Here is a 13,337-nt window from a genome sequence, read left to right as displayed (position 1 = left end):
CAGTAGATAATTTTGCTTTCACATGAAGCTACCTACTATTCCAATAACTACTATATAATAACTCCTTATTAACTATATCTCCATCCATTTTCCACGTTCTATTACTTCATATCCATTGTTAATTATATCTATTTCACTAGTCTCATAATGACTAAAATCATTATAGTGAATTGGTATTACCTTCATAGGCCGTATCATTTCACAATAGTTTCCTAACATATCTACTGACATAGTAATTGGACCACCAAATTTTTGTGACATTACTTGTCCTAAATTTGCAATCAAATAGTCTACTTTAGTATTTTTTAAAGCCTTAATAATATCCTTATGATATATCGTATCCGATGTTATATAAAACGTCTTATAGTTATTTCCTTTTCTTACATTTACAAGATATCCATTAACTTTACCTATAATATTTCTCATAAAAATATTATTTCCGTGATAAGCAGGAATAGCTGTCACCTCAATAATATAATCATTTATATTAATTGAATGACTTTCCCTCCATTTTAGTTGTATCTTTTTCTTATAATTACTATCATCAACTATTTCATTAACACTACTCTCTAGAAAAATATATGAAGATTCATCAATAACCTTCATACCTTTACTATCGATATGATCTAAATGATTGTGAGTCAATAACCACATATCAATATTATTAAATACTTCTTTATTATACATTGGTCCGATTTCTCTTGTACTGCTAAATGAACTAAACTCAACTATGGAATTTTCTTTCATTAACACTGGATCACAAGCAAATCTTATAGTCTTATCTATTTCTACTATAAATGTTGATGCTCCTACCCAGAAAAAACTTATCTGCATTTAATTACTCCTCTACGCCTAGCTATTGTTCTATTGAAAATATTTTTTATCTTACTCTCCTTATATATATTTTTTTATGGTTAAGTTTCAATATCTTGCTTGTACTTTCCATTATATTTTTATGCTCATCATGTAATGTATAAATTAGTATCAACTCCTTACATGAAAATTTACTGTTCACTTTTTATATATTAATTAAATTTGACATAATAATATTATATTTCGGTATTATTTTTGTCAAATATTTCTACTTTTGTTAATTTACATATTTTTTCAATTAATTTATAGTCGACAGAATAATATTTCTATACTCATAAAATTTAAAATTTATTTTACTTTTTATAGTGATATATTGAAATATAGTAGCAAAATAATTAAGGTAGCTAATTTAAATATATTTTCTAGAATGACCCTTTCTATCATTTTTATTAATTGTATTAATTGATATTTCATGACCTATGTAATCAATATCTAGTATTTCAATTACACTCATTTAGAATTCTCCTTAAGTTTATAAGTATATTATTTTAAATCTACCACCTAATCATAAAAAAGACTGTAGATAGATTTATATTTACACAAATCTACCTACAGTCCCCTAAAAATATAGTCTATTAATTATTTTAACTGCCCCTGTCAAATTGAGAGTGACATGAAATTTCCCTGAATTTTCATCTTAAATATAATCTTTTCCGAAGCAATTGATTTATTCTAGTGCTGCCTTATAAATATTTAAAACATCCTCAAAACTTAAAGCTTTGTAGCCCTCATTTAATCCAAATCTAGTTGCTTGTTTAGCCATAATTTCAAGCTTATCTTCTCCTATTCCTACCTCTCTTAAAGTTGAAGGAATTCCAAGTTCATTAAAATACTCTCTAGTCTTTTCTATTGCTTTATTTGCAATTTCATATTTATCTAGATTCTTGTCTATGTCCCATACATTAATACCGTACTCAACAAACTTATCTAATGTTTCATCATTTAATACATACTTCATCCAATGTGGTGTTAGTATAGCTAATCCTACCCCATGAGTAATATCATAGAAAGCACTTAGTTCATGCTCCATTGGGTGAACACTCCATGCCCCTTCTCTACCATATCCTAATAATCCATTAATTGCCCAGCTTGATGCCCACATTAAATTTGCTCTTGCTTCATAGTTATTTGGCTCTTCTATAGCAATCTTTCCATACTTTATGCAAGTCTTTAATAGGCCTTCTGCTATCCTATCCTGCATAAATACACCTTTTGTGCCGTTAAAATATTCTTCAAAAATATGACTCATAATATCTGCTGTACCTGCTGCTGTTTGATTTTTAGGTACTGAATATGTATATTCAGGATCTAAAATTGATACCTTTGGTTTCATGTCAGGATGTCCTGTACCAATCTTATTATTTGAATCCATATCTGAAATTACAGCAAATGAATCCATTTCAGATCCTGTAGCTGACAATGTAAGTATACTAATTATAGGTAATACACTTTTTATTTTACTTGGATCTACAACTATATCCCAAGAGTCTCCCTCATAATCTACACCAGCTGCAATAACTTTAGCACAGTCTATTGTACTACCTCCACCTACTGCTAAAACTACTTCTATATTATTTTCTCTACAAAGTTTAATACCTTCTTTAACTGTTGTAATTCTTGGATTAGGCTCTACACCTGAAAGCTCAACATGTGAGATTTCATTTTCCTTAAATATTTCTAGTATATTATCATAGATACCTATTCTTTTAATACTTCCTCCACCATAAACTAAAAGTACCTTATTGCCATAATCTTTTATAGCCTTTGCTAAGTTAATTATTTGCCCCTTACCAAAGTAAACCTCTGTTTTAATTGAATAATGAAAATTTTCCATAACTGAATCCTCCATTCATATTTAATCTAATAGAATCTTGATACTACTACAACTTCATCTCTTCTCAAATGTCAATTCTTTTGATGGCCCATCGTTAATATCTCTAATACTTTGGAATCTACTTATTTCATAACCTTTTTATATTCCATCTTCTAAGAATCTATTCCATCTTACCACTTGATAACCTAATCCCTTGTATATTGTAGTGCCTCCATCTTTAACCATATCTGTTTTAATTACAAACTTTGGCTCTTTATTCTCTTCAATTAACCTTTTATCTATAGTATAGGTGACTTGAGATACTATTAAAATAGCTATTACTAATATAATAGAAGAAATTATCCCCTTATATTTCTTTATCACAATCACATCCTTACAGTAGTTAATTTACCATAATTATACTACATTTATGTTATATAATAAATTTATCTCTCTATCTGATTTTTCATATATTTAGCTCTTGGTTTCAATTCTTTCAACTTTCATAATAATTTCTATCTACTTCATCCTTTTAAAAAAGATATTTATCATTATTCCTTTCAGCATATCCAATATCCCCATAGATTCTTGCATTGTAATACAGTCCCTAAGTTATAATAAAAAATATTACTCCTAATATTCCATTATAACCAAATAAGTGGATGAGGTTTCCCTCATCCACTCACCATTTTATCCTATATTGTTTTTCTTGTCTTTTTTAAAGAAATTACTGCTATGCCACTTAATAAAGCTACTATTGATAACATCACTAAGTTATTGTTATCATTAGTCTTTGATATAGGATTATTATTAACAGGTACATTTCCTTCTGCTTCTGCAATTATAAAGCTTGAGAAATGAGGTGTCTTAAATGTTACTACATTTCCATCAACCTTTGTTTCCATAGCTTCATATTTCTTTGTTTCTTCATTATAGTAAAATACCAGAAGCTTGTCTCTATTTAAACCAGCTAATTCATCATCTGTTAAATTTAAAGAAATTTCTGCAACTCCATTTGCGAAGTTATGTATTTTAACTTCTGATCCATCATTTTTATTTACAACTAAATCAAATGAGAATACCTTATTAACAGCCTTTAAGCCCTTAGTAATTTCAGAATTTTCTTTAGCTGACATCTTAACCTCAACATTCTTAGCATTTTCTAAAAGTTTAATATCTATTGCTGAGAAAGGTATCTTTATCTTTGAATCATCCTTCAATGCTAATGTAATTGAACCCTTTCCACCCTTAACAGATTCAATATCATTTATAACTACATTAGTATTTGAACTATTCTTATCAGCTTCAACTTTAACTAAGTTATCTTCATCTGGCTTAACAGTTGGAACTTCAACTTCTACCTTATTATCAGTATCTGATCCTTCTGTATTACCACCATTATTGTCTCCTGGATTACTACCATTGTTACCTTCTGATTTACCATTATTTATAAATGTAACCTTTTGATTTCTCCAAGCTCCATCCGTAACTACTATATTATTCTCATCATATACATTTAGTGTTGTCATTTCTGGATTTATTTCATACTTTCTTATTAACTTTCCACCATCAACCATACTTACATATGATTTTTCTTTGTCTTCCTCTATAATCCACAGTTTCCTATCTACATCTATAGAATTCGAGTTTTGCTTAACTTTAAATATTTCTTCTGGTTTGTATTCGCCATCTTTTAAATTTAATTTAGCAAACTCATTATTAATATTTATATAGATATCTCCTTGATATACTATCGGCCTATCCATAGAACCAATTGCACCAATATATTTTCCTGAACTAACTTCTTGATCATTTTCATACTTACTTATAACTAATCCATCTACTTGTTGTTTTATAATGTATAGACTATTTCCATAAGGAATGTAACGTGTATTTATATCACTACTTAAATTTTCTGTTGCATACCCTACCTTATCACCTAATACAATAAAATAGTTGAATGTCTTTCCTTCAAAGCTAACGCCAACATATCCAGACTTGTATTTGTTACCTAATATGTCAACTGAATTATTTAAATACTCTACCATCCTAAGATCATCTTTTTTGTAGTTTGTATCATACTTTTTATTAATGATAGCTGCAATCTTATTTTTAACTTCATCACTTGTGTTATTATTAAATTCAGGTTTTTCTATACTTTTTAATTCACCTGTAATAAAATCATATTCATAATAATTATTCTGACTATTATACTCCATATCTATCATTTCAATAATAATAGCTTTCCCATCATCAGAATCAATAACTTCACAATAATTATTACCATAGTTTGCAATAACCTTTTCTTTACCATTTTCAAATAAAGATAACCTAAACTCCCATATTGTCCCAATACTAGAATCAACTGAATCCTCAACAATAGCTAAAGTCTTATCTTTGTATTGAGATAAAGAACTTAAATTTATCTCACTGTACTCTAAAAATTGTGGTACCCCTTCTTTTGCACTAGCAATCTTTCCTACTAATTCAATTGGTGCAACTGAAATTAATAATGCATATGCTAGTAAAATAGCTAAAGCTTTTTTTATTTTTTTCATCATTTACCCCTCCGCCTTTTAATATATACCTTTAATAACCAATACTTACATATATTAGTTGCCACAATTGATAATTATACATTATATACTAATATATTACAATATTATATTAATTTATATATATTTCTCATTAAAATACATATATGTATAATTATTCTTAAAGTTATCTTGGGATTTATAGTTAGTAATTTTAAATTTATTTAATACTAACTATAAAACACAATAATTTATTCAACATCAGCTCATAGCCTATCATTAAACACAAATTTATATTTGTATCAATTTAATACTCTCTAAAATAGAATATAACAACAGTAATAACTGTATTGAGGTGATATAATGAATCCTTTACTAAACATGTTATTTGGTAATATGATGGGTGGAATGGGCGGTATGAATCCTGGTTCTGGCGGTATGGGCGGTATGGGTGGTATGAATCCACTTATAAGTATGCTTATGGGTGGTATGAATGGTGGTGGAAATCCTATGATGGGTGGAAATCCATTACTTAATATGCTTATGGGTGGTATGAATGGCGGAGGAATGAATCCTATGATGGGTAATGGCCCAAGTAACATGAATTCCAATAATGGTAATAACGGTATGAATCAACTATTCAGCATGATGCAAAATATGAATTCAGGTGGAAACATGAACCAAGGTGGTGGCATGGACCAAGATTTTAATATGAATTCAGGTGGAAATATGAATAATGGAAATAACATGAATGGAAACCCTTTAATGGATATGCTAAACAGTATGAATCCTCAAAATGGCATGAATAATATGGGTGGTATGAACGGTGGCGGTATGAATCCACTTTTAAGCATGCTTATGGGAGGTCCAAACAGTATGGGTATGAATAACATGAATGGAATGAATCCCAATATGATGAATATGAACAATGGTAACCGTAGTGGTCATTCACATTCAAGAAGAAAAAGATAATGAGTATATAGCAATAGGAGTCTTATTAATTAAGACTCCTATTGCCATATAAATATTCCTTATTTTTTCTTCCCGTATTCATAAATATTATTATTAACTTCACTTGCCTTCTCTAAAGTACTTGCCTCTAATATTTTAAATGCATATTTGAAATCATAGTACTCTTCAATAACCTCATTAAAACCTATCTGTATACTATAATCTACCCTCTTTGCAAAGTTTAATAATGTTTCTCCATCATAAGGTGTCATTCCTTCATCTTCTAATAATCTAATACTATCTTTTATTAGAGCTTCTAACCTTTCCTCCTTTGAATATTTTTGAATCTTCTTTAAAAATCTATTTCTTTTTGTAAAGTGTAAATATATTACTATAGCGGCTCCAATTAATATTATAGCTAATGTCCCTACTATAATTACATTAAAATTAATATTAATCTTATTCTTAACTCCAGATTCCTTATTTATAATTTCATCTTTTGGTGTACTTAAACCTGGGGTTGGATCAAATACCTTCCAACCATATCCTGGTATATAAACTTGAACAAAGGCATGAGCATTGGATTCTTTTACATTATACTTCCTACCATCAAAATCCTCTTCTGTTATTGAATAACCTTCAACATATCTTGAGGGTATACCACTTGCTCTACATAAAAGAGTCATTGCAGTTGCATATTGGACACAATAGCCTTCCTTTCCTTCAAATATAAAGAAATCAATATAATTATCTCCTGACTTTTGTTCTGGTAGGGTTAAATTATATATATATTCTCCACTCCTAAAATAACTTTCTATATTTTGAGCTTTATTATATATAGAATCCTCATCCTTTGTTAAATCTTTAGATAATTCAAAGATTCTATCAGTTGTACTTGAATCCAAAGCTGTGTATCTATCTTCTAACATAAATAGTTTATTTCTTTTATCAGTATAATCATTTAAATCTTGATTACTTCTTAGGAAATCTCTATAATTATCAGAAGTCATATATCTCATTAATTTATCTTCAATGGAATTACTTAATGGATTATCATTAATATACTTAGCACTTAATACCTCTTGATTAGTGAAAATATCCCTATCTTTATATATAACATCAAAATTATCAGTATAAAGAGTTAAATTTCTATCCCCTTCCTTATTAAATAAAACTGTATTTATTGGATGTGCTATTTCTATTCCCTCTCTATTTTCAACTGTGATTTCTAGACTCTTCTTTAGATTGCTATCTTCTTGTATCTCTTTTATTTTAGATAATTCTTCATTAAGTTTTTTTCCATTTTTTAATATACTCTTTGTATCATCAACTAGGGTACTTCCCTCAAAATCGCTTATAATACTATCTTTGTTTTTTCCTTTATACCCATCATAAAAAGCATAATTATAATCTTGGCTCCATCTATTATCTTTATAAACATCCATATTATGATCAACTAAATAACCTGGATTATCGCCTGTAAAGGAATATAATATATTATTGGAATTTTGAACAGTCGAAACATTGGTGTCTCTTTCCTTTGATCCATCCATTTTGAATGGTTTCCTTATTCCAGATAAATTATTTTTCATAAATCCTTGAGTTAGTTCTTTTATTCCTTCCAAAGGACTTATCTTTGGGAATTCCTTAACCTTCGGTATTAATGATCCTATTAAAAACACTATAAGAACAAATCCAATCCCCGAAGTTAGTATGTGCTTACTTTGAATGTTAACCTTCGTTTTCCACTTCAAATCCTTTTTCTTTGAACTTAATAAAAATAATGCAAATAGTAAGAAAATGAAAATACTTATAAATACATTATTAGTCTTATATACACTCTTTGTATATAAGACTAATACTATGAAACCCAATAAGAACATCATAGGCATTCTCATATTGTTTATAGAAAAATAGTAGGTTAATGATGTGTATATAAATGATACAAATAATACTGCTCCTACTACATATCCAAAGTAATCTCCTATATCTTTGCCTCCACCTAGTACCCAACTATAAAATCCTACACTTGCAATTTTAGATGATTGATTAGTGAATATATAACATGTACCAAGCATTATAATACCTACTATTAAATAAATCAGTATTCCCTTTTTCCCCTGCTCAACCACAATATCAAAAACTGTATATAATAATATTACAAATATAAAAATAGCTATAGCACAGATAAAACTAAATCTTCTATACATTGAATAAAATAAAACTTCCGCACCAATTATAGTAAATAATAAGGATATTATATTTTCCATTAACTTTGAAACTACACTCTTCATATCACTATATCCTCTCTAAAGTATAATCAGCATGTAAATAGTACTCATTATCTATAATCTTATTTCTATTATCACTTACTATATTAACTGAATTACCATATTCCTGTAATATAATAGCAAAATCTCTCACATCAATATCTTTATTGTTTGTAAATAGCACATAATCACTAGTCTTTTCAATTTTATCAACAAGTTTATTAAATCTCTTGTTGAAATTTGATATATTTATAAAATTATAAGTGCTAAAGAACTTTTGCATATTAGGTATGCTATCCATATTATCAAAGCCAAACTTTTCCCAATATCTATCTCTGTAGTAGAAAATATCTACACTATAATCAAGTGCAAAAAACTCTCTTGCCATCCCTATTACTGCTTCTATTAACAAATCTCCCCTATCCTCAAAATCTCCTCTTTCCAGTATAGCTGGATCTAATATAATAGTTTTATTAAGCTTTACCTCCATGGCACTTTTACGAATCATTAATATATTTCGCTTTGATGATATCTTCCAATTAACCCTATTTAACGGATCCCCTGGAGCATACTCCTTAAATTCATAACTTGGATCACCTATAAACATATTGTTTGTATTGTCATCATACTCATCATCATCTAAAGCTCCCTCAAGTAGGTCCTCTACTCCCTCTACCTCAACCAAGGCTGGAATAACCATTACCTCTTTCGCTGCTCCATCAAAAATTATTGATTCCTTAAATAATCCAAGTAAACTTCTCATTTGTACACTACTTAAATTAACATTTCCAAGGCCTCTATGAGCTGCAAAAAGACTATATTCTTCACAGATAGTACTCTTTCCACCTAAAGATATCCTCTCTCTAAAGAATTCTTCATCATAGCAATTAAACTTACTGCTAAAGTTAAACTCATATTCCAAAAAAGGGACTGGTATTACAGCTTTATTTACAATATACAAAGTACAAATTAAATCCTTTCTTTTTTCTATACTTTCGCTAACATCATCTAGATGTATATTTATTTGTTTTTTCAAATAAATAAGAATTAAATAATCAAAAATAGGTGCAACTAAAAGCATATAAAGTAATGTGAAATTCTCCCTTATATCAAATATGTAAGTAAATATAAAAGTAATAATTACAATTGATATATAGGTTATTGCATTAAACATTTAATACCTTACTAGTTTCTTTAATAGCTCTATTAGCGCATTCTGTAATAACCTCATATGCTGTTAACCCTTTTACCTTTGCAGCTGAAGATAAAATTATTCTATGAGCTAATACATCAGCTGCTATTTCAGCCACATCCTCAGGAAGTACATAATCTCTCTCCTTTAAGTATGCTAATGCCTTAGATGCTTTTAATAAATAAAGACTTCCTCTAGGACTAACACCCAAAGATATTTTTGGATTACCTCTAGTAAATGACACCATATTTATTATTAGATCTTTTATTTCTTCACTTACTCTTACTTCATCAACTTCTTTTTGTAATTTTTTCACATCATCTGTGCTAGCTACTGCTGGTAATGAATTTAAAGGATTGTCCATACCAAATCTATTTAAAATTTCCTTTTCACCTTGTTTTGATGGGTAACCTATACTAAGCTTAAATAAAAATCTATCCATTTGTGCTTCTGGTAATTTGTTAGTTCCTCTACTTTCAATAGGATTTTGAGTAGCTAGTACCATAAATGGTTCTGGTACCTTTCTAGTTATTCCATCTATAGTAACTTGTCTTTCTTCCATAACCTCTAGTAAACTTGATTGGGTTTTTGCTGCTGCTCTGTTTATTTCATCTCCTAAAAGAAAATTACAGTGTGCTGCCCCTTCTCTATACATAAACTTTCCAACTGAAGGATTATACATAGTAAATCCTGTTATATCAGAAGCCATAACATCTGGAGTAAACTGAACTCTCTTATAGCTACCATCAACTGACTTTGCTAATGCTCCTACACATTGTGTCTTACCTACCCCTGGTACATCCTCTATAAGAACATGTCCATTAACTAATAATGCCATGACAATTCTCTCTACTACTCTTCTCTTTCCTACCATTATCTTTTCCATGTTATCAATAATATCTGTTACTTTACTCATAATGTCCCCCTTAGTTTTCTTTTTATTAATTATACCAAATTTTATTATATTTTGTAATTTTATCAACTTATCTTTTAATATTAATAAAAAATAAGAGGTGAATTTTACTCAAGTAAAATCTACCTCTTATTTTTTTAATTTATTTTATTTTATTTTATTTTTTATTCCCTCATATAAATATTCAAGGTAGCCCATATCTACCTTTTCTTTCTTTAATATGTTTAATCTATCCTCTACTCTTTTTATAGTATCTCTTGCTTCTCTAAAATCCTTTTGCTTTATGCAAGTGCTTGTATATTCTAATAAGTAATCTATTTTAGTAACTTGCTCTGCAAGCTCTTCTCTATCTTCATTTACTAATTCAACAAGTAATGGATATATTTTATGTGAAGTACTGTCCTTAGCTTTATATAAAAAATCATTATTACTACTATTTTTCTTTGCCATTTATATTTCTCCTATCTTTTGTATTGTATATCTACATAATATATCTAAGTTAGTATAAATACAATTAACTTTCTTTATATTAATAAAAAAAATATTAACTTATTTCTTTATTTAACTAAAAAGAGGATAACTTAGCTAAGTTACCCTCTAAATCTTTTCTATTATATTATTTATCTTCTCTTAATATATAATCATTTCCATCTTGGTCTTTAAATGAGAACATCTTGCCATATGGCATTTCCATTAGCTTTCCGAGCTCAACCCCATTATCCCTCATTTCTCCATAAGCTTTATCTATATCAGTAGTACTTAATAATACTGATGGATGACCAACATTAGCAGATGGGTTTTGTGCTTCCATCATACTCTTATTATATAGAATAAAAGTAGTAAATTCATCTTCACTTGGACCTACTTCTAACCATTTCATCCCTGGTCCCATTTCTTGTTCAAGCTTAATTACAAAACCTATCTTTTCAGTCCAGAATTTTTTAGCTTCTTCTTGATCTTTAACATAAATTGTTATCTTACCAATTTTATTTATCAATTTATTCCACCTCATTTGTTTATTATTTATTTTTTATTGTTTACTTATTATATTACACAGATATAAAAAATCAAAGAAAATTTTACGCCTAATTAATTTTCTTCTCTTACTATATAGCTATTACCATCAATATCCTTAAAAGAAAACATCTTGCCAAGTTCCATTTCCATAAATGCACCAACTTTTACACCATTATCTTTAAAATCATTGTAGGTCTTTTCAATATCTTTTGCTTTAAATAATAATGTTGGGTGAGATACATTTAAAATTGGATTCTTATTTGACATTTGCTTTTTATCATAAAGGGCAAAGGAAGTAGTATCAGTTCCAATAGGCCCAACTTCAATGTATTTCATGTTTGGACCCAATGAATGTTCTAACTTCACCTCAAAGCCTATCTTTTCTATCCAAAATCTTTTTGCTTCTTCTTGATCCTTTACGTATAGTGTTATGTTTTCTATCCTCTCAATCATTTTTACTTCTCCTTACATATTAATAATATAAAAATTAAAGACATTAATTTTTATATTATTAATGTCTTATATTACTATTCTGTTATCTTCTTCTTACTTCTATAAAATTCAATTACAGCTGGTAATAATGAAATAAATATGATTGCCAACACTACAGTACTAAAATTTTCTTGTACAAATGGTATATTAGAAAAGAAATATCCTGCTGATGCAACTATCGTTACCCATAGAAAGCCTCCTATAGCATTAAAAGACTCAAACTTCCCGTAACTCATATTTCCAAGACCAGCAACAAAAGGTGCAAGGGTACGGACTATAGGTACAAACCTTGCTATTATAATAGTTTTTCCACCGTACTTTTCATAAAAACTATTAGTCTTATCTAAATGGGATTGTTTAATAAACTTACCTTTTTTTATAAGTTTAGGCCCAATATATCGTCCTATCATATAATTAGATGTATCCCCTAATATAGCTGCTACTATAAGTACTAATATTAATATAAATATATTTAAAGATCCTAATGCTGCAAATGCTGCTGCCGCAAAAATCAATGAATCTCCTGGTAAAAATGGTGTTATAACTAATCCTGTTTCACAGAAAACTATTAAAAATAAAATAACATATGTCAGTGCACCATAATCATTTATAACACTTCCTAAATACTTATCTAAGTGTAAGAATATATCAATTAAATTACTTATTAGCTCCATCCCTCTACTCCTTTAAGTTAACATAATATATTATTATATACCTTCTGGATAAAACTAATAGCTACTTAACCTATCTTTAACCATATTTAATTATTTATTCATATTCTATTTAAACTTCCCACTCTTTTCTAACTCTAATAAATAGACTTTCTTATCAACTCCACCAGCATAGCCAACCATCTTTCCGTTAGCTCCAACAACTCTATGACAAGGTACTATAATTGATATAGGATTCTTATTGTTTGCTCCACCAACTGCCCTAAAGCCTTTTGGGCTTCCTACTTTTTCTGCAATATCTTTATAGGATGCAATTTTCCCATAATCAATATTAATAAGTTCATTCCACACTCTTTTTTGAAACTCTGTGCCAACAGTAAACTTTATTTTTACATCAAAACTATTTCTTTCACCCTTAAAATACTCTTCAAGCTGCCCTTTGCATTCAAGGATTGTTTCACTTAAATTCTCTTTTTCAGCCTTTTCCACAAAATCTACAGCTACTATATATCCATCTTCTTCTTTAATTTTTATTATTCCAATTGGAGATTTATAATATCCTATATTTATCATTTAAGTACCTCGCTCTTTATCTTAATATTTTAAATTTT

General features: G+C 28.6%; 13 protein-coding genes. 1 reads left to right on the top strand and 12 read right to left on the bottom strand.

Features of this window, described 5'->3' with window-relative positions; all coding sequences use genetic code 11:
* Positions 1-72: 72 nt before the first annotated feature.
* From ACSYT2_RS04070 to ACSYT2_RS04055, 4 genes are all read right to left on the bottom strand, one after another.
* Positions 73-834: an MBL fold metallo-hydrolase gene (locus tag ACSYT2_RS04070; RefSeq protein ID WP_438383646.1), complete on the bottom strand. Its 762-nt coding sequence runs from the start codon at positions 832-834 to the stop codon at positions 73-75.
* A gap of 706 nt (positions 835-1,540) precedes the next feature.
* Positions 1,541-2,707, bottom strand: coding sequence for an iron-containing alcohol dehydrogenase (locus ACSYT2_RS04065; protein ID WP_438383645.1), 1,167 nt, complete (start codon positions 2,705-2,707; stop codon positions 1,541-1,543).
* 138 nt (positions 2,708-2,845) lie between these two features.
* Complete coding sequence (locus ACSYT2_RS04060) at positions 2,846-3,070, bottom strand: hypothetical protein (protein ID WP_438383643.1); 225 nt, start codon at positions 3,068-3,070, stop codon at positions 2,846-2,848.
* Between the two features lie 311 nt (positions 3,071-3,381).
* Positions 3,382-5,247 carry a hypothetical protein gene (locus ACSYT2_RS04055; protein WP_438383641.1) on the bottom strand — a complete coding sequence of 622 codons (1,866 nt, stop codon included), beginning with the start codon at positions 5,245-5,247 and terminating at the stop codon, positions 3,382-3,384.
* Between the two features lie 336 nt (positions 5,248-5,583).
* Here ACSYT2_RS04055 and ACSYT2_RS04050 point away from each other — a divergent pair, with 336 nt between their 5' ends.
* A complete protein-coding gene (locus ACSYT2_RS04050; RefSeq protein ID WP_430855899.1) occupies positions 5,584-6,192 on the top strand; it encodes an RNA-binding protein in 609 nt (202 codons plus the stop codon).
* A 59-nt stretch (positions 6,193-6,251) separates the two neighbouring features.
* Here ACSYT2_RS04050 and ACSYT2_RS04045 read toward each other — a convergent pair whose 3' ends face one another.
* The 8 genes from ACSYT2_RS04045 to ACSYT2_RS04010 all read right to left on the bottom strand — a co-directional run bounded on the left by ACSYT2_RS04045 (position 6,252) and on the right by ACSYT2_RS04010 (position 13,299).
* Positions 6,252-8,465 (bottom strand): transglutaminase-like domain-containing protein, encoded by a 2,214-nt coding sequence (locus ACSYT2_RS04045; RefSeq protein ID WP_438383639.1) that lies wholly within the window; start codon positions 8,463-8,465, stop codon positions 6,252-6,254.
* 4 nt (positions 8,466-8,469) lie between these two features.
* A complete protein-coding gene (locus ACSYT2_RS04040; protein WP_438383637.1) occupies positions 8,470-9,615 on the bottom strand; it encodes a DUF58 domain-containing protein in 1,146 nt (381 codons plus the stop codon).
* Positions 9,608-10,549, bottom strand: a complete 942-nt coding sequence (locus tag ACSYT2_RS04035; RefSeq protein ID WP_430855896.1) for an AAA family ATPase — start codon at positions 10,547-10,549, stop codon at positions 9,608-9,610. The genes ACSYT2_RS04040 and ACSYT2_RS04035 overlap by 8 nt, the downstream gene beginning before the upstream one ends.
* Before the next feature lie 144 nt (positions 10,550-10,693).
* Positions 10,694-10,996: a hypothetical protein gene (locus ACSYT2_RS04030; protein ID WP_438383634.1), complete on the bottom strand. Its 303-nt coding sequence runs from the start codon at positions 10,994-10,996 to the stop codon at positions 10,694-10,696.
* 166 nt (positions 10,997-11,162) lie between these two features.
* Complete coding sequence (locus ACSYT2_RS04025) at positions 11,163-11,543, bottom strand: VOC family protein (protein ID WP_430855893.1); 381 nt, start codon at positions 11,541-11,543, stop codon at positions 11,163-11,165.
* Positions 11,544-11,635: 92 nt separating this feature from the next.
* Complete coding sequence (locus ACSYT2_RS04020) at positions 11,636-12,016, bottom strand: VOC family protein (protein WP_430855892.1); 381 nt, start codon at positions 12,014-12,016, stop codon at positions 11,636-11,638.
* Positions 12,017-12,090: 74 nt separating this feature from the next.
* The gene (locus tag ACSYT2_RS04015; protein ID WP_430855891.1) at positions 12,091-12,729 is read right to left on the bottom strand and encodes a DedA family protein; all 639 of its coding nucleotides are present in this window, start codon (positions 12,727-12,729) and stop codon (positions 12,091-12,093) included.
* A gap of 105 nt (positions 12,730-12,834) precedes the next feature.
* Positions 12,835-13,299, bottom strand: coding sequence for a methylated-DNA--[protein]-cysteine S-methyltransferase (locus ACSYT2_RS04010; RefSeq protein ID WP_430855890.1), 465 nt, complete (start codon positions 13,297-13,299; stop codon positions 12,835-12,837).
* Between the last annotated feature and the right edge of the window lie 38 nt (positions 13,300-13,337).

Source organism: Clostridium zhoujianii (genome assembly GCF_051590805.1).
Classification (GTDB): Bacteria; Bacillota; Clostridia; order Clostridiales; family Clostridiaceae; genus Clostridium.
The sequence above is the reverse complement of the archived record's forward strand: the minus strand, read 5'-3'. Positions and strand labels throughout refer to the sequence as shown.